At 68.2% G+C, this 26,070-nt stretch carries 19 protein-coding genes and 1 pseudogene; 5 read left to right on the top strand and 15 right to left on the bottom strand.

The window, feature by feature from the left end; translation table 11 throughout:
- Positions 1 to 28: 28 nt before the first annotated feature.
- Complete coding sequence (locus tag BMY22_RS11075; protein ID WP_090621955.1) at positions 29 to 766, bottom strand: TetR/AcrR family transcriptional regulator; 738 nt, start codon at positions 764 to 766, stop codon at positions 29 to 31.
- Positions 767 to 929: 163 nt separating this feature from the next.
- On the opposite strand from BMY22_RS11075, the gene lexA reads away from it, so the two are divergent.
- A complete protein-coding gene (gene lexA / locus BMY22_RS11070) occupies positions 930 to 1,538 on the top strand; it encodes a transcriptional repressor LexA (protein ID WP_090621954.1) in 609 nt (202 codons plus the stop codon).
- A gap of 46 nt (positions 1,539 to 1,584) precedes the next feature.
- Here the strand turns inward: lexA and BMY22_RS11065 are convergent, their stop codons facing one another.
- The 6 genes from BMY22_RS11065 to fadB form a co-directional block, all read right to left on the bottom strand.
- Positions 1,585 to 1,818, bottom strand: a complete 234-nt coding sequence (locus BMY22_RS11065; RefSeq protein WP_090621952.1) for a hypothetical protein — start codon at positions 1,816 to 1,818, stop codon at positions 1,585 to 1,587.
- Between the two features lie 116 nt (positions 1,819 to 1,934).
- On the bottom strand, positions 1,935 to 2,459 hold the full coding sequence (locus tag BMY22_RS11060; protein WP_090621950.1) for a DUF6586 family protein: 525 nt from the start codon (positions 2,457 to 2,459) through the stop codon (positions 1,935 to 1,937).
- Between the two features lie 133 nt (positions 2,460 to 2,592).
- Entirely contained in the window at positions 2,593 to 5,205 is a 2,613-nt protein-coding gene (gene topA, locus BMY22_RS11055) for a type I DNA topoisomerase (protein WP_090621949.1), read from the bottom strand.
- A gap of 273 nt (positions 5,206 to 5,478) precedes the next feature.
- Positions 5,479 to 5,715 (bottom strand): DUF1653 domain-containing protein, encoded by a 237-nt coding sequence (locus tag BMY22_RS11050; protein WP_090621948.1) that lies wholly within the window; start codon positions 5,713 to 5,715, stop codon positions 5,479 to 5,481.
- Between the two features lie 78 nt (positions 5,716 to 5,793).
- Positions 5,794 to 6,969: an acetyl-CoA C-acyltransferase FadA gene (gene fadA, locus BMY22_RS11045; protein WP_090621947.1), complete on the bottom strand. Its 1,176-nt coding sequence runs from the start codon at positions 6,967 to 6,969 to the stop codon at positions 5,794 to 5,796.
- Between the two features lie 18 nt (positions 6,970 to 6,987).
- Positions 6,988 to 9,135: a fatty acid oxidation complex subunit alpha FadB gene (gene fadB, locus BMY22_RS11040; RefSeq protein ID WP_090621945.1), complete on the bottom strand. Its 2,148-nt coding sequence runs from the start codon at positions 9,133 to 9,135 to the stop codon at positions 6,988 to 6,990.
- Positions 9,136 to 9,442: 307 nt separating this feature from the next.
- On the opposite strand from fadB, the gene BMY22_RS11035 reads away from it, so the two are divergent.
- Entirely contained in the window at positions 9,443 to 9,928 is a 486-nt protein-coding gene (locus tag BMY22_RS11035) for a MarR family winged helix-turn-helix transcriptional regulator (RefSeq protein ID WP_090621944.1), read from the top strand.
- A gap of 77 nt (positions 9,929 to 10,005) precedes the next feature.
- On the opposite strand, the gene BMY22_RS11030 is transcribed toward BMY22_RS11035, so the two are convergent.
- Complete coding sequence (locus BMY22_RS11030; RefSeq protein WP_090621942.1) at positions 10,006 to 10,917, bottom strand: helix-turn-helix domain-containing protein; 912 nt, start codon at positions 10,915 to 10,917, stop codon at positions 10,006 to 10,008.
- A 164-nt stretch (positions 10,918 to 11,081) separates the two neighbouring features.
- Here BMY22_RS11030 and pobA point away from each other — a divergent pair, with 164 nt between their 5' ends.
- Positions 11,082 to 12,266, top strand: coding sequence for a 4-hydroxybenzoate 3-monooxygenase (gene pobA, locus BMY22_RS11025; RefSeq protein ID WP_090621940.1), 1,185 nt, complete (start codon positions 11,082 to 11,084; stop codon positions 12,264 to 12,266).
- 89 nt (positions 12,267 to 12,355) lie between these two features.
- On the opposite strand, the gene BMY22_RS11020 is transcribed toward pobA, so the two are convergent.
- From BMY22_RS11020 to BMY22_RS11000, 5 genes are all read right to left on the bottom strand, one after another.
- Complete coding sequence (locus BMY22_RS11020) at positions 12,356 to 12,790, bottom strand: integrating conjugative element protein (RefSeq protein WP_244158855.1); 435 nt, start codon at positions 12,788 to 12,790, stop codon at positions 12,356 to 12,358.
- 252 nt (positions 12,791 to 13,042) lie between these two features.
- Positions 13,043 to 14,539 carry an efflux transporter outer membrane subunit gene (locus BMY22_RS11015; protein WP_090621937.1) on the bottom strand — a complete coding sequence of 499 codons (1,497 nt, stop codon included), beginning with the start codon at positions 14,537 to 14,539 and terminating at the stop codon, positions 13,043 to 13,045.
- Between the two features lie 8 nt (positions 14,540 to 14,547).
- The gene (locus BMY22_RS11010; protein WP_090621936.1) at positions 14,548 to 17,649 is read right to left on the bottom strand and encodes an efflux RND transporter permease subunit; all 3,102 of its coding nucleotides are present in this window, start codon (positions 17,647 to 17,649) and stop codon (positions 14,548 to 14,550) included.
- Positions 17,646 to 20,786 carry an efflux RND transporter permease subunit gene (locus BMY22_RS11005; RefSeq protein ID WP_090621934.1) on the bottom strand — a complete coding sequence of 1,047 codons (3,141 nt, stop codon included), beginning with the start codon at positions 20,784 to 20,786 and terminating at the stop codon, positions 17,646 to 17,648. The genes BMY22_RS11010 and BMY22_RS11005 overlap by 4 nt, the downstream gene beginning before the upstream one ends.
- A 2-nt stretch (positions 20,787 to 20,788) precedes the next feature.
- Entirely contained in the window at positions 20,789 to 22,000 is a 1,212-nt protein-coding gene (locus BMY22_RS11000) for an MdtA/MuxA family multidrug efflux RND transporter periplasmic adaptor subunit (RefSeq protein WP_090621933.1), read from the bottom strand.
- A 146-nt stretch (positions 22,001 to 22,146) separates the two neighbouring features.
- Here BMY22_RS11000 and BMY22_RS10995 point away from each other — a divergent pair.
- Both BMY22_RS10995 and BMY22_RS10990 read left to right on the top strand, forming a co-directional pair.
- Positions 22,147 to 23,519 (top strand): annotated as a pseudogene (locus tag BMY22_RS10995) (HAMP domain-containing protein).
- Positions 23,516 to 24,232, top strand: coding sequence for a response regulator (locus BMY22_RS10990; protein WP_090621931.1), 717 nt, complete (start codon positions 23,516 to 23,518; stop codon positions 24,230 to 24,232). Before BMY22_RS10995 ends, BMY22_RS10990 begins: the two are co-directional and overlap by 4 nt.
- A 477-nt stretch (positions 24,233 to 24,709) precedes the next feature.
- Here BMY22_RS10990 and BMY22_RS10980 read toward each other — a convergent pair whose 3' ends face one another.
- Together BMY22_RS10980 and BMY22_RS10975 are read right to left on the bottom strand one after the other, a co-directional pair.
- Positions 24,710 to 25,651, bottom strand: coding sequence for an electron transfer flavoprotein subunit alpha/FixB family protein (locus tag BMY22_RS10980; RefSeq protein ID WP_090621930.1), 942 nt, complete (start codon positions 25,649 to 25,651; stop codon positions 24,710 to 24,712).
- A gap of 1 nt (position 25,652) precedes the next feature.
- A partial coding sequence (locus BMY22_RS10975; protein ID WP_143068472.1) for an electron transfer flavoprotein subunit beta/FixA family protein occupies positions 25,653 to 26,070 on the bottom strand: 418 nt, incomplete at its 5' end.

Genomic DNA, 26,070 nt, shown 5'->3' with positions numbered 1-26,070 from the left:
CTAGCTTAGCCGATCGGGGCGACGCCGCCTATTCGTCCGCATCGGGCAGGACGGGACGGGCCACACAGGCCGCGGATACCGCCACCTTGGCGCGCGGCCTGGGCTGGGCAACGGCCAGTTGCGGGTCGCGCAGGGCGCTCTCCGCCCGCATGCCGGCGGCCAGAAAGGGCACCAGCAGGCGCATCGCCTGTTCGCTGGAGGTCTGCACGCCGAAGCGCTCCTCGGCGAAGGCACGCAGCGTATCGATCCCGGACAGGCTGAAGATCGCCGCACCGAGCATGAAATGGGTGCGCCAGAACAGCTCCAGCGGCGGAATCCGCGGCACCGCCTCCTGCAGCAGGAGCAGGTAGCGCCGGAAGAGCTTGCCGTACATATCCTCGAGGTAACGCCGCAGATGCCCGTGCTCCTGGCTCAAGGCCAGGCCGAGCAGGCGCATGAAGGTGGCCAGGTCGCCACCGCTGCACAAACGGGCCGACTGCACTTGCTCGATGGTGACCTCCAGCAGCTCCTCCAGGCCCATGCCGCCTTCCGGACTGGCCTGGCGACGGTCCAGCTCGCGCTCCAGACTGGCGCAGAACGGGCCGAGCACCCGGGAAAAGACCGCCTCGATGAGCGCGCTCTTCGAGCCGAAGTGATAGTTCACCGCCGCCAGATTGACATCGGCCTTGCTGGTGATCAGCCGCAACGAGGTTTCGGCGAACCCCCGCTCCGCGAACAGCTGCTCCGCTGCATCCAAGATGCGCTCGACGGTTTCCGAGTGGGGCATGCATCCTCCGCCGGGTGACAACCCTGTCATTTTTTACCCGTCATTGTATTGCAATTCGAACGCCGGACTGCGCGGGATCGCCCCGTCGCCGCGCCGGGAGGTTGCAAGCCGGGCCTTGCTGTATACAATCCCAGGACCTGGATAAAAATACAGAGCAGCCCCCATGTCCAAACTGACGCCTCGCCAAGTCGAAATCCTCGCCGTCATCAAGCGCTGCCTGGAAGATAACGGCTACCCACCGACCCGGGCGGAGATCGCCAGGGAGCTCGGCTTCAAATCGCCCAATGCGGCAGAAGAGCACCTCAAGGCGATGGCGCGCAAGGGCGCGATCGAAATGACCCCGGGCGCCTCCCGCGGCATCCGCATCCCCGGCAGCGAAGCCGACGGCGAACCGGCCAGCCTACCCATCGTCGGCCGGGTCGCGGCCGGCGCACCGATCCTCGCCCAGCAGCACATCGAGGAGACCTGCAGGATCAGTCCCGACTTCTTCCACCCTCGCGCCGACTACCTGCTGCGGGTGCGCGGCATGAGCATGAAGGGCATCGGCATCTACGACGGCGACCTGCTGGCCGTGCACACCTGCCGCGAGGCACACAACGGCCAGATCGTGGTGGCGCGCCTCAACGACGAGGTCACGGTGAAGCGCTTCAAGCGCGAAGGAGACAAGGTCTGGCTGATCGCCGAAAATCCCGAGTTCGCTCCGCTCGAGATCGATCTGAACGAGCAGGACCTGACCATCGAAGGATTGAGTGTCGGCGTGATACGCCGCTAGGAAGAACGGCGGACCGGCAGGCGTCCGCCCGCGGGTGCCCCCGTATTCAGTGCAGAATCCGCGGCTGCCCGTCGCTCTCGAAGTCGCCCTCGGCCAGGCGCCCGGCCATCTGCACGCCCACGTTCAGCATGGCCTTGGCCACCTCGATGTGGTGGCCCTGCAGGAAGGTCTTCGCGCTTTCGGAAAAGTCGAGGACGACCAGCTCTTCTTCGTCATCGGCGCGACGCAAAGCGATGCGCCCATCGGGCAGTTCGACAATTTCGAGAAAGGACGTAGGCATTGGGCTCTGCTCTTGGGGAAGACCGCGCATTGTAATGTAACAGTCGGCCCCGGGCATCCCTGGGCACGCCTGCGGACGCCTCTCGGCAGCCCCGCCTCGCGCGCTTCCCGCCGGGTTCAGCACTCGGTCAGGGACTCGCGAAAACGCAGCGCCAGCTCCTTGAGCTGCTGGCGCCATGCCTCCAGCTGCGCGGCGCTCAGGGCCGGTGCCTCTTCCTCCTCATCCAGGCTGACCGCCTCGATCAGCGGCAGCCGAGGATCGGCCTTGGCCCTCTTGGGCGCCTGCGGCGGCAGGAACAGCCGGGCGTATTCGGCCAGCAGCTGCGCCAGCCAGGTTTCCGACTGGCCGGCCAGCTCCACCAGCTCCGCCAATTCCGGACTGGGGGCCGCGCTCAACAGTTCGGCATTCAGGAAGCGCTCGACCTGCAGCGCTCCGGCCTCGGGCAGGCGATAGAAACCGACGATCTCATGGCACAACCCGAGCAGGCCGCCATACAGGTGGAAGAGCACCGCCTCGCGCTCCGCCAAGGCCTGCGCCTGGGCATTCAGCGCCCGGCTTTCCTCCGCCTGGCGCAGGGATGCCAGCGCCAGGCCGGCAAAATAGAGTTTCTGGTTGGTACGGGTATACAACTCGTGGGCCATGACGGCGCCCTCCGGATCGAGACAGCCACTATATGCCGGGCCGGGGTGCAAGTATGGACCCGCCGCGCGGACGGCACCCGTCGTCCCCGACGGCGGGTGCCCTGCAGGCGGGAAATGAGGCGAACGGCCAGGATCAGCGCTTGTCCTCGACCTGCCAGCGGCCTTCCTGGTAGAAAGCGCGCCAACCGCTGGGCTTGCCCTCGACCTCGCTCTGCACGTACTGCTCCTTGGTCTTGCGGCTGTAGCGGATCACCGCCGGGCGGCCTTCCGGGTCCTTGGCCGGCGCCTCCAGCAGGAAGTGGTACTTCGGATCGATCTCGTCCCGGTGCGGGAGCAGCTCCAGGACCAGCGGCGCACGGGTTTCGCGGTTCTTCGGGAACTGGCTGGCGGCGAGGAACAGGCCGGAGGCGCCGTCGCGCAGCACGTAGACGTCGTCGACCTTCTCGCAGCGCAGTTCCGGCATCTTCACCGCATCCATCTTCGGCGGCGCCGCCTCGCCGCTCTTCAGCAGCTTGCGGGTGTTCTTGCAGGCGGCGTTGGTGCAGCCGAAGAACTTGCCGAAGCGGCCGGTCTTGAGCTGCATCTGGCTGCCGCACTTGTCGCACTCCAGGCTCGGACCCTCGTAGCCCTTGATGCGGTACTGGCCTTTCTCGATCTCGTAGCCGGAGCAGTCCGGATTGTTGCCGCAGATGTGCAGCTTGTGCTGCTCGTCGAGCAGATAGGCATCCATCGCGGTGCCGCACTTCGGGCAGCGGTGCTTGTTGCGCAGCAGCAGCGACTCGGACTCGCCCTCGTCGTCCGCAGCGATCTCGTCGCCGGGAACCAGGTTGAGGGTCGACTTGCAGCGCTCCTTGGGCGGCAGGCTGTAGCCCGAGCAGCCGAGGAAAACGCCGGTCGAGGCGGTGCGGATCATCATCGGCCGGCCGCATTCGCGGCAGGGAATGTCGGTCAGGGTCGGCTGGTTGGCGCGCATGCCCGATTCGCTGGACTCGGCGACCTCGAGTTTCTTGCGAAAATCGCCATAGAACTCGTCGAGCAGGTGCTTCCAGTCGCGCTCGCCTTGGGCGACGTCGTCCAGATGCTCCTCCATGCTGGCGGTGAAACCGTAGTCCATCAGGTTGGCGAAGCTTTCGGCGAGTCGCTCGGTGACGATGTCGCCCATCTTCTCCGAATGGAAGCGGCGGTTCTGCAGGGTCACGTAGCCGCGCTCCTGGATGGTGGAGATGATCGCGGCATAGGTCGACGGCCGGCCGATCCCGCGCTTCTCCATCTCCTTGACCAGGCTGGCCTCGCTGTAGCGCGCCGGCGGCTTGGTGAAGTGCTGGCTGGGATCGAGCTTGAGCAGGTCGAGGCGCTCGCCCTCGCCCATTTCCGGCAGCACGTCGTCCTCGCCGGGTTTGACCAGCTGCGGCAGCACGCGGGTGTAGCCGTCGAACTTGAGGATGCGGCCCTTGGCGCGCAGTTCGAAGGCGCCGGCCTGGACGCCGACGTTGGTCGACAGGTATTCGGCCGGCGGCATCTGGCAGGCGACGAACTGGCGCCAGATCAGCTCGTAGAGCCGCTCGGCGTCGCGCTCCATGCCGGACAGCTGGGTCGGCCGGAGGTTGACGTCGGAGGGGCGGATCGCCTCGTGGGCTTCCTGGGCGCCCTCCTTGCTGGTGTAGATGTTCGCCGTGGCCGGCAGGTATTTCGCACCGAACTCGCTCTCGATGAAACCGCGGGCCATCTCCAGGGCATCGGTCGAGAGGTTGGTCGAATCGGTCCGCATGTAGGTGATGTAGCCGGCCTCGTACAGGCGCTGGGCCATCATCATGGTCTTCTTCACCGAGAAGCCCAGGCGATTGCTCGCCGCCTGCTGCAGGGTCGAGGTGATGAAGGGCGCCGAGGGCTTGCTGCGGGTCGGCTTGTCCTCGCGCTTGAGCACCGTGTAGCCGGAGATTTTGAGCTTCTCCAGCGCGGCCAGCGCCTGGGCCTCGTTGAGCGGGCGGAAGGCCTCGCCGTTCTCCCTGGCCACCTCGAAGCGCACCTGGGCGCCCTTGGCGGTGCCCAGGTCGGCATGGATCTCCCAGAACTCCTCCGGGATGAAGGCGCGGATTTCCCGCTCGCGCTCGGCGATCAGCTTCACCGCCACCGACTGCACGCGGCCGGCGGACAAGCCGCGGGCGATCTTCTGCCAGAGCAGCGGCGAAACCATGTAGCCGACCACCCGGTCGAGGAAGCGCCGCGCCTGCTGCGCGTTGACCCGGTTGATGTCCAGCTCGCCGGGCTGGGCGAAGGCTTCCTGGATCGCCTTCTGGGTGATCTCGTTGAACACCACGCGCTTGTAGCGGCTGTCGTCGCCGCCGATGGATTCGCGCAGGTGCCAGGCGATGGCCTCCCCCTCGCGGTCCAAGTCGGTGGCGAGATAGATGGTGTCGGCTTCCTGAGCCAGACGGCGCAGCTCGTCGACCACCTTTTCCTTGCCCGGCAGGATCTCGTAGCGAGCCTTCCAGCCGTGCTCGGGGTCGACGCCCATGCGCACGAACAGCTGGCGCTTGGCCTTCTCCTTGGGCGACAGCGCCGGCGCCTCGGCCGCGGCCGCGCTCTTGCCGCGCTTGGCCGGCTCCTTGGCGGTACTGGCCGAGCCGCTGGTGGGCAGGTCACGGATGTGGCCGATGCTCGACTTCACCACGTACTGGCTGCCCAGGTACTTGTTGATGGTCTTGGCCTTGGCCGGGGATTCCACGATGACCAGCGATTTACCCATGGATCGGAGTATTCCTAATTCGAAAAAAGATGAAAGCGGGGAGCCTCTGTCGGCCTGCCGGGTCGGCGATCGAGAACGCAAGTTCGGCCGAACGAGGTTCCAAGACAAGGCGCTGTGACGGGTCATAGCCAGGCTATGGCGAGGAGCGGCAACGCAGTATCAGGGCCTCGGACGTCGAAATTGACTCATCGAACCGACCGCAAGGCTCTAGCTCGGCGCTATATATAGTGGTGGCCGACACGCGGTCAAGGGCGGGACGGCCGTACTTGTGGCTCAGATGGCCGGAAAAGACGGGGTTTCCGCTCGAATCAAAGCAAAGCGCGGCATCTGGCGGCCGTCAACTTCGACGCTTCCGGCGAACATCGCCAGCGGTCGGACCCACAGCCCGAAGTCGCCGTACAGGGCCTGGTAGACCACCAGCTCCTCCTCGGTTTCGGAATGCCGGGCCATGCCGAGCACGCGGTATTCGGCCCCCTTGTAATGCCGGTAGAGACCGGGTTGCACAGTCATGGCGACCTCGCGAGACGAATGCGCCCAAGGGGCGCGGAGAGAGGCGACCGAGGCACGGGTCCCCGGTCGCGGACAGCGTCAGAGACGCTCGAACACCGTGGCGATGCCCTGGCCGAGGCCGATGCACATGGTCGCCAGGCCGAGGGTGCCGCCCTTCTGCCGCATGATGTTCAGCAGGGTGCCGGAAATTCGCACGCCGGAACAGCCGAAAGGATGCCCCAGGGCGATGGCGCCGCCGTGCAGGTTGACCTTGTCGTCCAGGGCGTCGAGCAGCTTGAGGTCCTTGAGCACCGGGATGGCCTGGGCGGCGAAGGCTTCGTTGAGCTCGACGAAGTCGATGTCGGCCAGGGCCAGGCCGGCCCGCTCCAGCGCCTTGTGGGTGGCCGGCACCGGGCCGTAGCCCATGATCGACGGGTCCACCCCGGCCACCGCCATGGCTCGCACCACCGCCAGCGGCTGGATGCCCAAGTCGCGGGCGCGCCGGGCGGACATCACGATCATGCAGGAAGCTCCGTCGGTGATCTGCGAGGAGCTGCCCGCGGTGACGGTGCCGCTCTTCGGGTTGAACACCGGCTTGAGCCTGGCCAGGCTCTCCAGGGTGGTGTCCGGGCGGATCGTCTCGTCCTGCCCGAAGACCCGCAGCAGGCCGTGCTCGTCATGGCCCTCGATGGGGACGATCTCGTCGGCGAAGTGGCCCTCGACCGTGGCGCGGTGCGCCCGCTGGTGCGAGCGCAGGGCGAAGGCGTCCTGCTGCTCGCGGGTCACGCCGTGCATCATCGCCAGCATCTCGGCGGTCAGCCCCATCATCCCGGCGGCCTTGGCCACCTGCAGGGACAGCCGCGGGTTGGGATCGACCCCGTGGGTCATCGGCAGGTGCCCCATGTGCTCGACGCCGCCGACCACGAACACCTCGCCGTTGCCGGTCTGGATCGCCTGCACCGCGCTGTGCAGCGCGCTCATCGAGGAACCGCACAGGCGGTTGACGGTCTGCGCGCCGCTGGCGTGCGGAATCGGCGTCAGCAGCGCGGCCATCCGCGCGATGTTCCAGCCCTGCTCCAGGGTCTGGTTGACGCAGCCCCAGATCACGTCCTCGACCTCCGCCGGGTCGACCTGCGGGTTGCGCGCCAGCAGCTGGGTGATCAGATGCGCCGAAAGGTTCTCGGCACGGGTGTGGCGGTGCATGCCGCCCTTGGAACGGCCCATCGGCGTGCGGGCGAAGTCGACGATGACGGCGTCTTTCGGATTCAGACTCATGACTCGGCTCTCCCTCGCTCAGGCAAAGAACGACTGGCCCTGGCGGGCCATGTCGCGCAGCTTTTCGGTCGGACGGTACAGCGGGCCCAGCTCGGCGTGACGGTCGGCCAGCTCGACGAAGCGGGCGACGCCCAGGGTGTCGATGTAGCGCAGCGCGCCGCCGCGGAAGGGTGGGAAGCCGACGCCGTAGATCAGGCCCATGTCCGCCTCGGCGGCCGACTCGACGACACCTTCCTCCAGGCAGCGCACCGTTTCCAGGCACAGCGGCAGCATCAGGCGGTTGACGATCTCCTCGTCGCTCAGCTCGCGCGCCTCGCCCACCAGCGGACGGAGCAGCTCCGCGACCTGCGGGTCCTCGAGCTTCTTCGGCTTGGGACTGCCGTCGCGCTCGTAGGCGTAGAAGCCGGCGCCGCTCTTCTGGCCCAGCCGTCCGGCGCCGAGCAGCACGTCGATGGCGGTGGCGCCCTGCTCCTTCATGCGCTCGGGATAACCCTCGGCGAGCACGTTGCGCGCATGCACGGCGGTGTCGATGCCGACCACGTCGAGCAGGTAGGCCGGCCCCATCGGCCAGCCGAATGCCTCCATCACCCGGTCGATGCGCTGGAAGTCGATGCTGGCGGCCAACAGCCCGGTGAAGCCGGAGAGGTACGGGAAGAGCACCCGGTTGACCAGGAAGCCCGGGCAGTCGTTGACCACGATGGGGGTCTTGCCCATCTTGCGGGCGTAGGCGACGGTGGTGGCGATCGCCTGCTCGCCGGTGCGCTCGCCGCGGATCACCTCGACCAGCGGCATCAGCGGCACCGGGTTGAAGAAGTGCATGCCGCAGAAGCGCTCCGGACGCTCGAGCGAGTCGGCCAGCCGGCTGATCGAGATGGTCGAGGTGTTGGAGGCGATCACCGCCTCCTCCGCCACCTGCGCCTCCACCTCGGCGAGCACCGCCTGCTTGACCTCGAGCTTCTCGACCACCGCCTCGACGACCAGGTCGACCGAGCGGAAATCGCCGTAGGAGAGGGTCGGGCGGATGCCGTTGAGCACCTCGGCCATCTGCGCCACACTCAGGCGCCCCTTCTCCACCCGCTTGGCGAGCAGCTTGTCGGCCTCGGCCAGGCCCAGGCGGATCGACTCCTCGCGGATGTCCTTCATCAGGATCGGCGTGCCCTTGAGCGCCGACTGGTAGGCGATGCCGCCGCCCATGATGCCGGCGCCGAGCACCGCCGCCTGCTTCACCGCACGGGCGGCCTTGTCGTACTTCCTGATCTTGCGCTTGAGTTCCTGCTCGTTGAGGAACAGCCCGACCAGGCTCTGCGCCACCGACGTCCCGGCCAGCTTGACGAAGCCGCCGACCTCGATCTCCAGCGCCGCCTCGCGGCCGGCGTTGGCGGCCTTCTGGATGGTCTTCACCGCGGCCAGGGGCGCCGGGTAGTGCGGGCCGGCCTGGGCGGCCACGTAGGCCTTGGCGCTCTCGAAGGCCATCATCTGCTCGATGTTGCCGAGCTTGAGCGGCTCCAGCTTCGGCTGGCGGCGGCCGCGGAAGTCCAGCTCGCCGGCGACCGCCCGGCGCAGCAGGTCGAGGGCCGCCTCGCGCAGCCGGTCGTCGGCCACCACGGCATCCACCGCGCCGACCTTCAGCGCCTCGGCGGCGCGGTTCTCCTTGCCGGCGGCGATCCACTCGATGGCGTTGTCGCTGCCGATCAGCCGCGGCAGGCGCACGGTGCCGCCGAAGCCCGGGTTGATCCCCAGCTTGACCTCCGGCAGCCCCACCGTGGCCGACTCGCCCATCACTCGGAAGTCGCAGGCCAGGCACATCTCGAAACCGCCGCCGAGGGCCACGCCGTTGATCGCGACCACGGTCGGCACCGGCAGGTCCTCGAAATCCGAGAAGACCCGGTTGATCTCCAGGCACCAGCCGCGCAGCTCCTCCTCGGGGGCGCGGAACAGTTCGATGAACTCGGTGATGTCGGCGCCGACGATGAACATGCCCTTGCCGCTGGCGACCAGCACGCCGCGGATCGAGGCGTCCGCCCGCAGCGCATCCACCGCCTGGCGGAACTCGTTCAGCGTGAGGCGGTTGAACTTGTTGACGGAATCGCCCTCGAGGTCGAACTGCATCTCGACGATGCCATCCCCGAGGGCCTGGACCCTGATGGCTTTCCCTTCGTAAATCATCGACTGACTCTCCAAGTAGAAGCTGAACCGGCCGCGTCGGGCCGGCCACGAAGCCTGCGAAGCGCCGCCGGAACCTGGCGGACCGCTTCGCCCAGCGCTGGTTTCAGGATAGTTGCGCGGCTCCGGGGCCGCGCCATCGGCGCATTTTCCGGCGGAATCCCCCTCGGCGACGGGACATCGGTGCATTCAGCACCTGCCTGTCCCTTTGGGCAAGAGGCGGCGCACGCGAAAGATTGCCTCTGGATAGTTTCCGGCGGGCATTGCAGAATTTTTATGCAGATTAACTAATCGGGAACCGAGCGCGTCCATGTCCAGCAAGTCCAGCCCCACCCCGGCCGCCGCTCCGCCGGCCGCCCCCCAGCCGGCCGACAGCCCGCTGGACAGCTCCCTCGACGAGCTGATCGGCTACGCCCTGCGCCGCGCCCAGCTCAAGGTCTTCCAGCACCTGGTCAGCCGCCTCGGCGCCTTCGACCTGCGTCCGGCGCAGTTCACCGCCCTGGCGATCATCGAACAGAACCCCGGCCTGATGCAGGCCGACCTGGCCCGCGCCCTGGCCATCGAACCGCCCCAGGCGGTGGTCCTGCTGAACAAGCTGGAAAGTCGCGGGCTGGCGGTGCGGGTGCGCTGCAAGCCGGACAAGCGCTCCTACGGGATCTTCCTCAGCAAGGCGGGCGAGACGCTGCTCAGGCAGCTCAAGGAGGTGGCCGCGCAGAGCGACCTGGAGGCCACCGCGGCGCTCAGCGCGGAGGAGCGCCAGCAGCTGATCGAGCTGCTGCACAAGGTCTACCGCTAAGCCGAGCCGGCCCGGCGCGGAACGGGCCACGGTCTTTTCCCTCCTCCCGTCCGTCTCCAAACCGTCGTGACGCCCCCTCACCCCTCATCGTCCCGATGCGGCGTCGGCGCGCCCCCGGCCGCCGCGCTCTGGCGGAAGGCCTTCGGCGACTGCCCCGCAAGACGGCGGAAGAACCGCGAAAAGTAGGCCGGATCGCTGAAGCCGAGCGCATCGGAGAGCTCGTTGACGGTCATCGCGGTGTAGATCAGGTTGCGCTTGGCCTCCAGCAGCAGGCGCTGGTGGATCACCTGCAAGGCGCTCTGCCCGACCAGTTGGCGGCACAGGCTGTTCAGATGGACGCCGGAGAGCCCGACGCGATGCGCGAACGCGTCCACCGACAGGTGCTCGCGGTAATGCTGCTCGACCAGCCGCATGAAGCGCGTCAGGTGCTGGCGATTGCGCTCGCTGGCGCCGAGCGGGGTGGCGCGCCGGCGCTCGTGGCGGCCCAGCCAGACCATCAGCAGGTTGACCAGCGCCTGCAGTTGCAGCTCGCGCGCCGGCTCGTGGCCCCGGTACTCGCGAAAGAGCCTCTCGAACAGCAGATCCAGGTAGGCGCGGTCCGCCCCCACCGGGTAGCAGGCGAAGCCGCCCTGCAAGCCGAGGTTGTGCCCCAAGAGCTCCTCCAGATGCGCCACCAGGGGCGCGGCCAGGGTCAGCACGTAGCCCTGGATGTCCTCGGAAAACTGGAAGCCGTGCACGCAGAGCGGCGGCACCACCTGGATCGCCGCCTCGGCCAGGCGCAGGCGCTGGTTCTCCACCGCGGCCAGCGCCTCGCCCTCTTGGACATAGAGCAGCTGGAACAGATCGGCGTGGCGGTGCGGCTTGATCTCCCAGTGGTGCAGGCTGCTGCGCTGCGGAATCGACTCGCAATGCAGCAGGTCCGGCGTCGGCCAGGCCAGCGACTCGCCGTACAGCTTGAACACCGGGATATCGGGCGCGATCGACTTCATGGGCGCGAACTCCTTTTGTTCGACAACCGAACGAATCATCTAAAAGTACCGATAATACTGCCTAAATCACCTTATTTTGGCGAATCCATTGAACAAAAATACAGAGGCCTTCAGCGAATCCGGCCCTGTACAGACAGGCCGGCCCAACCAGAGAGACAATAAAAATGAAAACTCAAGTGGCAATCATCGGCGCCGGTCCGTCCGGCCTGCTCCTCGGCCAGCTGCTGCACAAGGCCGGCATCGACAACGTGATCCTCGAGCGTCAAACCCCCGACTACGTGCTCGGCCGCATCCGCGCCGGCGTGCTCGAGCAGGGCGTGGTCGACCTGCTGCGCGAGGCCGGCGTGGCCGAGCGCATGGACCGTGAAGGCCTGGTCCACGAAGGGATCGAGCTGGTCTGCTCGGGCCGGCGCATTCGCCTGGACCTCAAGGCGCTGTCCGGCGGCAAGACGGTGATGGTCTACGGCCAGACCGAGGTCACCCGCGACCTGATGGACGCGCGCCAGGCCAGCGGCGCGCCGATCGTCTACGAGGCGGAAAACGTGCAGTTGTTCGACCTCAAGGACGGAACGCCCTACGTCACCTACGAGAAGGACGGCCAGACCCACCGCCTCGACTGCGACTACATCGCCGGCTGCGACGGCTTCCACGGCGTGTCGCGCAAGACCATCCCGGCCGAGGTGCTGTCGCACTACGAGCGCGTCTATCCGTTCGGCTGGCTCGGCCTGCTGTCCGACACGCCGCCGGTCCACGAAGAACTGATCTACGCGCACACCGACCTGGGCTTCGTGCTCTGCAGCCAGCGCTCGACGACGCGCAGCCGCTACTACCTGCAGGTGCCGCTGAGCGAGAAGATCGAGGACTGGTCCGACGAGCGCTTCTGGGGCGAACTCAAGCGGCGCCTGCCGGGCGACGTGGCGAACAAGCTGGTCACCGGGCCGTCGCTGGAAAAGAGCATCGCGCCGCTGCGCAGCTATGTGGTCGAACCCATGCAGTACGGCCGGCTGTTCCTGGTCGGCGACGCGGCGCACATCGTCCCGCCGACCGGCGCCAAGGGCCTGAACCTGGCCGGCAGCGACGTCTGCTACCTGTTCCGCATCCTGGTCAAGGTCTACCAAGAGGACCGCACCGACCTGCTGGAGAAGTACTCCGAGCTGGCCCTGCGCCGGGTCTGGAAGGGCGAGCGCTTCAGCTGGTTCATGACCAACCTGCTGCACGATTTCGAAGGCAACGACGCCTTCGACAAGCGCATGCAACTGGCCGACCGCGAGTACTACCTCAACTCCGAAGCCGGCCGCGTGACCATCGCCGAGAACTATGTCGGCCTGCCCTACGAAGAGGTCGCGTGAGTCCGACGCAGCGAAGAAGCGGCCCCGCCCGGCAGGGAAAGCCCCCTGCCAGGCGGGGCGCCTCGCCGTTCAGCCGGCGAGGACGACGGTCATTGTTCGAGGAAGGTGGAGGTGACCAGCACCGGGTAGTGGGAAAACTCCAGCAGGCCCGCCAGATCGTCGCCGGTCACCGGGATCAGCCGCAGTCCCTCCGCCAGCTGGCGCAACTCCAGGAGCCCCTCGGGCGTAGCGACGTTCACCACCAGACCGAGCGCCTTCAGCCGCCGCAATTTGTCCTTCCACAGCTTCAGCCAGCTCTTGGAGAGGCTGTCGTCGCCAATCAGGAACACTGGCCGCAGGCCGGGAATATCGATCGCGCGGCTCGCGACCGGACCGGGCGACAGGCTCCGGGAAACCACCGGCAACATCTTGGCCTCCCAGGGCGCCAGGGAGAGGACCTGTTTCGGGCGCTCGCCCTGGCGGGCCCGCTCCGGCTCCGTCGACGAGCAGGCGGCCAGCAGACCGGCCAGGACGCAGCAGAGCATCCGCCTGTTCCACGCATTCCTTGGATTCATCGCCGTCATGGATTGTCCGACCTCGGGAGGAAGCACCGCCAGCCACGGGCCGGGCCTTCCCCAATAAAAAACCAAACGAATCCATTCCCGTTTTCCCGCCGCCATCCGCCGACCGCTTCCCTTGCCCGCTCCCTTGGTCCAATCGGAGTATATTCGATGGGGCCATGACGAAATTATCGGCAACGGGGCCGTTCCGCCGACCGGAACCGCACGGCGATACGTTCAACGCGCCTCGGCCAGCCCCTCCGTTCCGCTCTGCCAGCCGCCGCCCAGCGCCACGATCAGCTGCACGCTGGTCACCAGTTGCGTGGCGACCAGTTGCAGCACGCTCTGTTGCTCGCTCAGGCTGGTGTTCTGGGTGGTCGCCACGTCCAGATAGTCGATCATCCCTTCCCGGTACTGGTCGTAGGTGACCCGTTCGGACTCCCTGGCCGCATCCGCCGCCCGGCGCCGGGCGGCCAGTTCGGTTTCCAGGGTGCGCAGCTCGACCAGGCAGTCCTCCACCTCGCCCAGGGCATCCAGCACCGTCTGTCGGTAGCTCGCCACGGTGGCGTCGTAAGCGGCGCGGGCCTGGTCGACCTGGGCACCGGTGGCGCCGAAGTCGAACAGCGTCTGGCTGAACGAGGGCCCGATGGACCAGAAGCGGTTCGCCACGGTGAACAGCTTCTGGGTGCTGGAGCTCTGGAAACCGCCGCTGGCGCTCAGGGTCAGGTCGGGAAAATAGCCGCTCAGGGCGACGCCGATGGCGGCATTCGCCGCCGCCACCTCGCGCTCGGCCGCGGCGACGTCCGGACGCCGCTCCAGCAGGCTCGACGCCACGCCGGCCGAGGTCTGCGGAATCCGGTAGTCGAAGTGTTCCGCCACCGGCAGGGAGAATTCCGCCGGCGCCTTGCCGATCAGGATGGCGATGGCGTGCTCGTACTGGGCCCGCTGCCATTGCAGGTCCAGGGACGAGGCGCGGGCCGACTCCAGTTGCGTTTCGGCCTGGGCGAGCGTGGCCCGCGAGGTCTGGCCCTCTTCGTACTGGTCGCGGACCACCTGCAGGTAGCGCTGGTACGAGCGGATGTTGACGTCGTAGAGCCGGATGCGCTCGTCCAGCACCCGCAACTGGAAGTAATTCTGCGCCAGGCTGGACTGCGCGCTCAGGGTGGCGTCGGCCAGCTCGGCGGCGCTGGCTTCGGCGCTGGTGCGATTCTCCTCCAGGGTGCGGCGCAGCTTGCCCCACAGATCCGGCTCCCAGCTCAGGCTGAGCTGCGTGGAATAGTTGTTACTGATGCCCGACACGCTGCGGCTGCTCTGGGTGCCGCTGCTGGAGGAGGAGGAGCCCGTGCTGGAGGTGAGGTAGGAGCCGCCGCCCGAACCGCTGCGGGTCATGCCGGCGCTGCCGCTCAGGGAGGGAAAGAGGTCCGCCCGCGCCTCCCCGGTCAGAGCCCGCGCCTTGGCGTACTGGGCCAGGTACTGCGCCACGTTCGGGTTGGAGACCTCCACCTGGACCAGCAGCGCGTCGAGCTGCGGATCGCCGAAGGCCTGCCACCAGTCGCCGTGCGCCTTGCCGTCGTGCGGTGTGGCGGCCTTCCAGCCGGCGGCTTCCTTGTACTCGACCGGCATGGATACGGCCGGGCGCCGGTAGTCCGGCCCGAGCATGCAGCCGCCAAGGCCGCCAAGGCTCAGCGCCAGGGCCAGCGGCCGGACACGGGAAAGAAAGGACGGTAAAACCATGGCGAATCTCACAAGGCAGGCAGACGGCGGACATGCACGCGCCAGAAATGGGCGACGGCATGGCCGAGACGGTCGAGGTAGAGGTAGACCAGCGGCGTGGTGTAGAGCGTCAGCAACTGGCTGAGCGCCAGCCCGCCGCAGATGGTCAGCCCCAGCGGACGCCGCAGGTCGGCGTCGCCGCCGCTCTCCAGCACCATCGGCAGGGCACCGAAGAAGGCCGCCAGGGTGGTCATCAGGATCGGCCGAAAGCGCATCCGGCAGGCCAGCAGTATCGCCTCCCGCGGCGCCAGGCCCTGGGTGCGCTCGGCCAGCAGGGCGAAGTCGATCAGCATGATCGCGTTCTTCTTGACGATGCCGATCAGCAGCAGGATGCCGATCAGCGCGATCACCGTCAGTGGCGTGTCGGTGGCGATCAGCAGCAACAGGGCGCCGACCCCGGCCGAGGGCAGCGTGGAAAGGATCGTCAGCGGATGGATCAGGCTCTCGTAGAGGATGCCCAGCACGATGTAGACCGCGGCCAGGGCCGCCAGGATCAGCCAGGGCATGCTCGCGGCGAGGCTTTCGTAGGCCTGGGCGGTGCCCTGCAGGCCGCCGTGCACCGAGCTTGGCAGGCCGATGCCGACCAGCGCCTGGTCGATGGCGGCCTTGGCCGCCTGCAGCGAAACGCCGTCGGCCAGGTTGAAGGCGATGGTGCTGGTCGCCGCCTGGTTCTGGTGCGCCACCGAGAGGGAGCCGTTGGCGCTCTCAATGTGCGCGAGCCGGGACAGCGGGATGGACTCGCCCTGGGCATTGACCACCTTGAGCCTGTCCAGCACCTCGGGATCGCGGGTATAGGCCGCCTCCAGCCCCATGATGGCGTAATACTGGTTCAGCTCCCGGTACTGGGTCGCCACCTGCCGCTGGCTGAAGGCGTTGTTGAGGAAGTCGTCGAGATCCGCCACGTCCAGCCCGTGCCGGATCGCCTGCTGGCGGTCGAAGACCAGCGTCACTTCCTGGCCACCGGTCTGGGAATCGCTGTCCACCCCGCTGAGCTGCGGCAGCCGCTTGAGCGTGGCGTAGACCTTGGGCGTCCATTCGCGCAGGCTCGCCAGGTCTGCCGACTGCAGGCTGTACTGGTACAGGGCGTTGGCGCTGCGCCCGCCGATCCGCAGGTCCTCGACCGGCATCAGAAACAGCGAGGCGCCGGCCTCGTGACGGGTCCTGGCGCTCAGCCGGTTGGCGATCTGCATGGCCGAGGCGCTGCGCCGGTCGCTGTCCTTGAGGCGCACGAAGAAGGTGCCGGTGTTGCGCGAGCCGAAGCCGCCGCTGCCGGTCGAGGCCATCACGCTCCGCACGTCCGGGTCCTGGCGGATCAGTTCGCTGAAGGCGAGCAGCCGGGGTTCGAGGGACTGGAACGAGGTGTTCTGGTCCGCCCGCAACTGGCCGATCAGCATGCCGGTGTCCTGGTTGGGAAAGAAGCCCTTCTGCACCACCGCGAACAGGCCGAGGTTGACGGCCACCGTCAACAACAGGCTCGCCAGCGCCAGCCGGCGGTGGCGCATCACCCACGCCAGGCTGTGCGCATAGGCCGCCGCCAGGGCGTCCAGCAGGCGCTCGATCCAACGATACAGCGGGTTGTCCGTGGTCCCGGCATGCGCCTTCAGCAGGCGGGAGCAGAGCATCGGCGTCAGGGTCAGCGACACCAGCATGGAAATCAGCAGGGCCACCGACAGGGTGACGGCGAACTCGCGGAACAGCCGGCCGACGATGCCGCCCATCAGCAGGAGGGGGATGAACACGGCGATCAGCGAGAGGGTCATCGCCAGCACGGTGAAGCCGACCTCCCGGGTGCCGCGCAGCGCCGCCCGCAGCGGCGACAGCCCGGCCTCCAGGTGGCGGCTGATGTTCTCCAGCACCACGATGGCGTCGTCCACCACGAAGCCGGTGGCGATGATCAGCGCCATCAGCGACAGGTTGTCCAGGCTGTAGTCCAAGAGGTACATCGCCGCGCAGGTGCCGATCAGCGAGATCGGCAGGGTCGCCGCCGGGATCAGCAGCGCGCGCCCGTCGCGCAGGAACACGAACACCACCGCGATCACCAGCAGGATGGCGATCAGCAGGGTTTCCTCGGTATCCACCAGCGAGGCGCGGATGTTCGGCGAACGGTCGATGGCCACCTCCAGCTCGGCCTGCCCGTCCAGCATGCCGCGCAGCAACGGCAGCAGCGCCTTGATGCGGTCGATGGTTTCCAGCATGTTCGCCCCGGCCTGGCGGGTCACGCCGATGGTCACCGAGGGGCGGTTGTCGTAGAAGCCGGCGGTGTAGAGGTCCTGCACCGAGTCGTAGACGTTCGCCACGTCGCCCAGGCGCAGCGCCTTGCCGTCGCGGTAGGCGACCAGCAGCTCGCGGTAGTCGGCGGCGCGACTCAACTGGGCGTTGGCGTCGATCCACCAGTGCTGCCGCTCGCCCTGCAGGGAACCCTTGGGCAGGTTGCTGGTGGCCGCGGCGATGCGGCTGCGCACCGTCTCCAGGGAAATCCCGTGCTGGCTCAGTTGCTGCGGCTGCAGGTCGATGCGCACCGCCGGCAGGGCGCTGCCACGCAGGGAGACTTCGCCGACGCCCTTCACCTGGGCGATCTTCTGCTGCAGCTTGCTGGAGGCCAGGTCGTACAGTTCACCGCTGCTGAGGTGGTCCGAGGTCAGCGCGAGCATCAGGATGGGCGCGTCCGAGGGGTTCGCCTTGCGGTAGGTGGGCAGCGATTTCATGCTGCTGGGCAGCAAGCTGCGCGCCGCATTGATCGCGCCCTGCACGTCCCGCGCCGCGCCGTCGATGTCGCGGTCCAGGTCGAACTGGACGATCACGTTGGTCGAGCCCTGGGAGCTGGTCGAGGTCATCTCGGTGATCCCGGCGATCTGCCCCATGGCCCGCTCCAGCGGCGTCGCCACGGTCGCCGCCATGGTTTCCGGGCTGGCGCCGGCCAGGCTGGCCTCGACCATGATGGTGGGGAAATCGACCTGCGGCAGCGGCGCCACCGGCAGCAGCCGGTAGCCCAGTGCGCCGGCCAGCACCAGCGCCAGGCTGAGCAGCAGCGTGGCGACCGGGCGGAGGATGAAGGGGCGGGAGAAGTTCATGCCGGCTCACCGGCCGCCGCGTCGCGGCGGCTGCGGCGGCTGCGGCGTTGCGCCAGGCGCTCGAACAGCAGATAGATCACCGGCGTGGTGAACAGGGTCAGCAACTGGCTGAGCAGCAGCCCGCCGACGATCACCAGCCCCAGCGGCCTTCGCAGTTCGGCTCCGGCGCCCTGGGCCAGCATCAGCGGCAGGGCACCCAGCAGCGCGGCCAGGGTGGTCATCAGGATCGGCCTAAAGCGCAGCAGGCAGGCCTGGTGGATCGCCTCGTCGGCGGCCAGCCCGCGCTGCTGCCGGTCGAGGGCGAAGTCGATCAGCATGATCGCGTTCTTCTTGACGATGCCGATCAGCAGGATCACCCCGATCAGGGCGATCAGGCCGAACTCGCTGTCGCTGGCCAGCAGGGCCAGCAACGCGCCGATGGCGGCCGACGGCAGGGTGGAGAGGATGGTGACCGGATGGATCCAGCTCTCGTAGAGCACGCCGAGCACTATGTACATGGTGACCAGCGCCGCCAGGATCAGCCAGGGGGTGTTGCCGGTGGCCGTGGCGAAGGCGTCGGCCGCTCCCTGGTAGCGCAGGGTGACGGTTTCCGGCAGGCCGATGGCGGCACAGGCCTCGCCGATCGCCCGGCGCGCCTGTTCCAGCGAATGCCCCGGCGCCAGGTTGAACGACAGGGTCACGGCGGGCGTCTGGTTCAGGCGGGTCAGCGATTGATGGCCGGTCCGCTCGCCGATGCGGGCGATGTTGCTCAGGCGCACCATGGCAGTGCCGGTGCCGGTCGAGGCAGCGCCGGTGGAGTCGCCCGTAACGCTGCCGGCCAGATAGACCCGCTCGAAGTCGGCCGGTCCTTGGCGGAAGGCCGGCGCCACCTCCAGCACCACCCGGTACTGGTTGGCCTGGGTGAAGATGGTCGAGATCAGCCGCTGGCCGAAGGCGTTGTACAGCGCCGTGTCCACGTCGGCGGCGCTGATCCCGTAGCGGGCCGCCGCCGCCCGGTCGATCTGCAGGTAGGCGACCGGGCTGGCGTTCTGCAGGCCGCTGACCACGTCCTGCAGTTCGGGGCGCGCCCTGAGCCGCTCCAGCAGGCGCGGCACCCAGGTTTCCAGGTCGGCCAGCACTGGCGTGTCCAGGGTCAGCTGGTAGCGGCTGGGGGTGACCTGGTCGTCGACGCTCAGGTCCTGGCTGGCGGTCAGGTACAGGCCGATCCCGGTCACCCGGGCGGCGGCCCGGCGCAGCCGCTCGATCACCGCGTCGGCCCGTTCGCCGCGCTCGGCGAAGGGCTTCAGTTCGATCTGCAGGCGGCCCATGTTGAGGGAGACGTTGCTGCCGTCCACGCCGACGGTGGAGGACAGCGAGGCGACCGCCGGATCGGCGCGCAGCACCTCGGCCAGCGCTTGTTGGCGCCGGCTCATTTCCTCGAACGAGACGTTCTGCGGCGCCTGGGTGATGCCCTGCAATTGGCCGGTGTCCTGGATCGGGAAGAAGCCCTTGGGCACGTACAGGTAGAGCGCCGCCGTCAGCGCCAGCGTGGACAGCGCCACCAGCAGGGTGAAGCCCTGGTGCGCCAGCACCCGGCGCAGCGCCCGGTCGTAGAGAGCCACCAGGCGCTCGAACTGCCGCCCGCCCCAGCGCGAGAAGCGGCTCTCCTCCTGTGCCGGGATGTGCCGCAGCAGGTAGGCGCAGAGCATCGGCGTGAGGGTCAGCGAGACGAACATCGACACCAGGATCGACACCGCCAGGGTGATGGAGAACTCGCGGAACAGCCGGCCCACCACGTCGCCCATGAACAGCAGCGGAATCAGCACGGCGATCAGCGAGAGGGTCAGCGAGACCACGGTGAAGACGATCTCCGCCGAGCCCTTGAGCGCCGCCTGCAGCGGCGGCTCGCCGTTCTCCAGATGGCGCTGGATGTTCTCCACCACCACGATGGCGTCGTCGATCACGAAGCCGGTGGCGATGGTCAGGGCCATCAGCGTCAGGTTGTTCAGCGAGAAGCCGGCCAGGTACATCACCCCGAAGGTGCCGATCAGCGACAGCGGCACCGCCACGCTGGGGATCAGGGTACCGGCCAGGTTGCGCAGGAAGACGAACGACACCAGCACCACCAGGGCGACCGACAGGACCAGCTCCAGCTGCACGTCCTCGATGGAGGCGCGGATGGTCTGGGTGCGGTCGGCGAGCACCTCCAGCTCCACCGCGCCGGGCAGGCTGTCGCGCAGGCCGGGCAGCAGCGCCTTGATGCTGTCGACCACCTGGATCACGTTGGCACCGGGCTGGCGCTGGATGTTGATGACGATGGCCTGCTTCGAACCGGCCCAGGCGCGCTGGTAGAGGCTCTCCGGCGCCTCTTCGAGGCTGGCCACGTCGCGCAGGCGCAACGCCTTGCCGTCCTCGTAGGTCAGCACCAGCTCGGCGTATTCCGCAGCGCTGCGCAACTGGTCGTTGGCGTCGATGGTGACCGAGTGGTCGGGGCCGTCGAAGCCGCCCTTGGAGCCGTTGACGTTGGCGCCGTTGACCACCGCGTAGACGTCCTCCGGCGTCAGGCCGTGGGCAGCCAGGGCGACGGGATCGACGCGGATGCGGATCGCCGACTGCTGGCCGCCGGCCAGGCTGACCAGGCCGACCCCGGACACCTGGGACAGCTTGAGGGCGATGCGCGTGTTGATCAGGTCCTGCACCTCGATCAGCGGCAGGCTTTCCGAACTGGCCGCCAGGGTCAGCACCGCCGCGTCGGCCGGGTTCACCTTCTTGTAGGTCGGCGGATTGGGCAGATCGCTGGGCAGCAGGCTGTCGGCAGCGTTGATCGCCGCCTGCACCTCCTGCTCGGCCTCGTCCAGCGACAGGTCGAGGTTGAACTTCAGGGTGATGACCGAGGCGCCACCGGAACTGGTCGAGTACATCTGGCTCAGGCCGGACATCTGCCCCAATTGCCGCTCCAGCGGCGCGGTGACGGCGGTGAGCATCACCTGCGGCCCGGCACCGGGATAGAGGGTGGTCACCTGGATCGTCGGGTAGTCCACCTGCGGCAGCGCCGCGATGGGCAGGATGCGATAGGCCAGCAGACCGCTCAGCAGCACCGCCAGCATGACCAGCAGGGTGGCGATCGGCCGGCGGATGAAAAGACGCGACGGATTCATGTTCAGGGCCCCGGCGGCATGCCAGCGGGACGCTTGGCGGTCTCGATGACGCTGATGTCCACCTGGGTCGCGTCTACCACGCTGACCTTGGAACCGTTGCCCAACTGGTCGATGCCCTGGGTGACGACCCGGTCGCCGGCACTGACGCCGGCGAGGATCGCCACCCGGCCGTCCTCGGCGCCCGGCCCGACCGTGACGGTCTGGCGTTTGACGGTATCGTCCCGGCCGATCAGGTAGACGAACTTGCCGGCGTCGCCGAGCTGCACCGCCGCGGCCGGCACCAGCACGGCGTTCTCCAGGGTGCCGATGCGCAGCCGCACGTTGACGAACTGGTTGGGATAGAGCCGCTCGTCCGGGTTGTCGAACAGCGCCTTGAGCTGCACGCTGCCGGTGGCGGTGTCGATCTCGTTGCTGATGAACTTCACCGAGCCCTCGGCCAGCACCTCGTCGCCCTGCTGCGACAGCGCCTCGACCGCCAGGGTCTCGCCGCGGCGCAGCGGCTGCAGCACCTCCTGCAGGTTGGCCTGGGGAACGCTGAACTTCGCCGCGATGGGCTGGGTCTGGGTGATGGTGACGATGCCGCCGGTATCGCTGGCATGCACCATGTTGCCGGGGTCCACCTGGCGCAGGCCGACGTAGCCGTCGATGGGCGCGACGATCCGCCCGTAGCCCACGTTCACCTGCGCCGAGCGGATCTGCGCCTCGCTGGCCTTCACCGCGCCGGCGTACTGGTCGACCAGGGCGACCTGCGTATCCAGGTCCTGGCGAGCCAGGGAATCCCTGGCGTACAGGCGGCGGTAACGCGCCAGGGTCAGCCGGGCGTTGGCCAGTTGCGCCTGGTTTTCCGCCAGCTCGCCCCGGTACTGGGCCAGCGTGGCCTGGTAGGTGCGGGTGTCGATCTCCGCCAGCAACTGGCCCTGCTTCACCCGCTGCCCCTCGGTGAAGTGGACGGCCTGCAGGGTGCCGTCGATCCGGCTGGTGACCGTCACCGTGTAGTTGGCGCTGACCGTACCCAGCGCGTCCAGATGCACCGGCACGCTGGCCACGGTCGCCGTGCCGGCCTGCACCGGCGTGGCCTCGGCCATGGGCGGCGGCATGCCGCCCCGGCGCTGCGACAGGAAGAACCAGGCCGCCGCCGCCGACAGCAGCAGGAGCAGCGCCAGCCAGCGGTGCCACGGGCGTGGGGCATTACGGGAGGAAGAAGGCTGAATCATGAGTCGGACCGACGACTGAAACCGGGCGCCATCGGAACAGACAAATGTGGAGAGAGTGTGGAGATTGCGGCGCCGGGCTTGAAGGGGTCCGGCGGGCGGCGCTAGGGTCTGTCGACGAAACGGCCCGGCCAGCCAGGTATCGCTCGATGAAAATCAGCCTCTCCACCAAAGTGTTCCTCACCGTCCAGGCACTCTGTTCGTTCGCCGTGCTGGGCATGGCGCTGGCCGCCTACCTGAGTTTCGCCCACGGCTTTCTCGGCTATCTCAACGAGCAGGCCATCGAGCGCCTGGAACGCATCCTGCCGAATTTCCAGCGTGCCTATGCCGAGCACGGCGACTGGCGTTTCCTCGACGGCAACCCGGACGAATGGTTTTTCCTGACCCGCCCGGACGACCGCCCCAAGGGCGCCAGCAGCGGACTGCCGCCCCCGCCGATCTCCGACCTGACCGGCGCCTTCCTGCGCCTGACCCTGCTCGATGCCGGGCAAGACTACGTGGCCGGCTACAGCCAGTACGCCAGCCAGCCGGTGCTGCGCGCCGTCCGGGTGGACGGCGAGACGGTCGGCTGGCTGGCCATGACCCCCTTCGAGACGGTCAGCGCGGCCGGCGACCAGCGCTTCCAGGCCGGGCAGATACGGTCGAGCATCGCGATCGCGCTCATCTGCCTGCTGCTATCGGCGGTGATCGGCTGGTGGATCGCCCGCTCGCTGCTGCGCCCAATCCGCCGGGTGGCCCGCGCGACCCGGCAACTGGCCGCCGGCGACTACTCGATCGAGGTGCCGGTGAGCTCCAACGACGAGGCCGGCCAGCTCGCCGGCGCCTTCAACCGCATGGCCCGGACGCTGGCCGCCAACGAACGCATGCGCCGCGAGTTCATGACCGACATTTCCCACGAGCTGCGCACCCCGCTGGCGGTGATGCGCGGCGAGCTGGAGGCCATGGAGGACGGCATCCGCCCGACCGACCCGGCGGCGCTGCGCTCGCTGCAGGCCGAGGTCGCCGCGCTGAGCAAGCTGGTGGACGACCTGTTCGAACTGTCCCTGGCCGATGTCGGCGGCCCCACCTATCGCCACGAGCCGCTGGACCTGCGCCTGCTGCTGGAAAGCCTGGCCGACAGCTACCGGAGCCGCTTCGCCGAACGGGGGCTCGCCCTGGAACTGCAACTGCCGGACGGCCCGTTGTCCGTGGAGGGGGACGAGATGCGCCTGAACCAGCTTTTTCACAACCTCCTGGAAAACAGCCTGCGCTACACCGAGCCCGGCGGCCGGGTCAGGCTGGGCGGACAGCGCCAGGGCGGCGAGGCGATCCTGGTCCACTGCGAGGACTCCGGGCCCGGCTGTTCGAGCGCTTCTACCGGGTCGAGGGGTCGCGCAGTCGCAGCAGCGGCGGCGCCGGCCTGGGACTGGCGATCTGCCGCGGCATCGCCGAAGCCCATGGCGGCAGCCTGTCGGCCCAAGCCTCGACGCTGGGCGGCCTGTGGCTGACCGTCCGCCTGCCGGCACGGGAGGCGCGGCCATGAGCCAGGGGCGCATCCTGGTGGTGGAGGACGAACCCAAGCTGGCAGCACTGATCGGCGACTACCTGCGCGCCGCCGGCTACCAGGCCGAAACGCTCGCCGACGGATCGCGCGTCATCCCGCTGCTGCGCCGCCAGCCCCACGATCTGCTGATCCTCGACCTGATGCTACCCGGCCGCGACGGCCTGGACATCTGCCGCGAACTGCGCGGCTTCAGCCGGGTGCCGGTGATCATGGTCACCGCGCGGGTCGAGGAGATCGACCGGTTGCTCGGCCTGGAAGCGGGCGCCGATGACTATCTCTGCAAACCCTTCAGCCCGCGCGAACTGGTGGCGCGGGTCAAGGCCGTGCTGCGGCGCGTCGGCGAACCGCCGCCGCTGCCGGGGCTGGTCACCGATCCGGCCACGTACCAGGCGCACTACAACGGCATTCCGCTGGACCTGACCCCGGTGGAATTCCGCCTGCTCGACGCTCTGGTGGCCCGGCCGGGACGGGCGCTGACCCGGGAGCAACTGATGAACCACCTGTACGAGGATCACCGCATCGTGACCGACCGCACCGTCGACAGCCACGTCAAGAACCTGCGCCGCAAGCTGGAACAGGCCGTGCCCGGACACGACCCGATCCGCTCCATCTATGGCGTCGGCTATTGCCTGGAGTGCCGGGCGACAGCTCGCGGGAAGGCGCCGACTGCCGATCCGGGGGATGGCGAATAGGGCAGGATGCCGATGGAGCCGGCGTTGTCTTCGGTTTCCGTGCCCGAGCTGTTTGCCGAGTGGTTCGGGACTCCCTGTTTCGGCCCCCCGGCCGAGTCACTTTCTCTTTGCCCGCGCAAAGAGAAAGCGCGCCCGCTCATCCGGCCCCGGCTGTGCCGGGGCTCCCTCGCTCTTCGCTTTGCTTTTCACGGAGGTAAGGACTGCACCCACTCCCCCTTCGTCAGGCCGAACGGAATCGCCGCGCAAGGGGTTGAGCCGCAGGGATGCGGCGAAAGGCCCGTAGGCCATGGATGGCCCTTCGGGCCGGGCCCCTGGAGCGGCGATGGAGTGAGGGAACCCGGAGCGAAGCGCAGGGCCTGACGATGGGGGTGGCCTTCTTTTTGGTTACTTTTTTCTTGGCCACGCAAGAAAAAGTGACTCGGCCGGGGGGCCGAAACAGGGAGTATCGAAACCCTCGATAACCAGCCATGCCACCCGCTACGAAACCACAGCTACCCCCCGCTCCAATTCGGGCAGCGCTTCCAGCAGATCCGCCACCAGCCCGTAGTCGGCCACCTGGAAGATCGGCGCCTCGGCGTCCTTGTTGATCGCCACGATCACCTTCGAGTCCTTCATCCCCGCCAGGTGCTGGATCGCCCCGGAAATCCCCACCGCGATGTACAGGTCCGGCGCGACGATCTTGCCGGTCTGTCCGACCTGCATGTCGTTGGGCGCAAAACCCGCATCCACCGCGGCGCGCGAGGCACCCACCGCCGCCCCCAGCTTGTCCGCCAGGGCATACAGCAGCTGGAAGTTCTCCCCGCTCTGCAGGCCGCGCCCGCCGGAGATCACCACCTTCGCCGAGGTCAGCTCCGGACGGTCGGACTTGGCCAGCTCCTCGCCGACGAAGCGCGAGGTGCCCGCCTCGCCCGCGCCGGCCACCGCCTCGATGGACGCGCTGCCGCCCTCGCCCGCCGCCGCGTCGAAGGCGGTGGTGCGCACGCTGATCACCTTGATCGGCGCGGTGGACTGCACGGTGGCGATGGCGTTGCCGGCGTAGATCGGCCGCTTGAAGGTGTCGGCGCTTTCCACCGCGACGATCTCGGAGAGCTGGTCGACATCGAGCAGCGCGGCGACCCGCGGCAGGTAGTTCTTGCCGTTGGTCGAGGCCGGCGCCAGTACGTGGCCGTAGCCCTTGGCCAGGTTGGCGATCAGCGGCGCGACGTTCTCGGCCAGCCGATGGGCATAGGCCGCGTCGTCGGCGACCAGCACCTTGGCCACCCCGGCGATCTTCGCGGCGCTCTCGGCGACGGCACTGCAGCCGCTGCCGGCCACCAGCACATGGATCTCCCCGCCGATGGCCCGGGCCGCGGCGACGGTGTTCAGGGTCGCGGCCGCCAGGACCGCGTTGTCGTGTTCGGCTATTACCAGGATTGCCATCTCAGATCACCTTCGCCTCGTTCTTCAGCTTCTCCACCAGCTCGGCCACCGAGCCCACCTTGATCCCCGCCTGGCGCTCGGTCGGGGCCTCGACCTTGAGCACCTTCAGGGTCGAGGCGACCGATACGCCCAGATCCGCCGGTTTGACGGTCTCCAGCGGCTTCTTCTTGGCCTTCATGATGTTCGGCAACGAGGCGTAGCGCGGCTCGTTGAGGCGCAGGTCGGTGGTGACGATGGCCGGCAGGGCCAGCTCCAGGGTCTGCAGGCCGCCGTCGATCTCGCGGACGACCTTGAGTTTGTCGCCGGCGACTTCCACCTTGGAGGCGAAGGTGCCCTGGGCGTAGCCGGTCAGCGCGGCGAGCATCTGCCCGGTCTGGTTGTTGTCGCTGTCGATGGCCTGCTTGCCGGTGATCACCAGC

This window comes from Azotobacter beijerinckii (assembly GCF_900110885.1).
Taxonomy (GTDB): Bacteria; Pseudomonadota; Gammaproteobacteria; order Pseudomonadales; family Pseudomonadaceae; genus Azotobacter; species Azotobacter beijerinckii.
The sequence above is the reverse complement of the archived record's forward strand: the minus strand, read 5'-3'. Positions and strand labels throughout refer to the sequence as shown.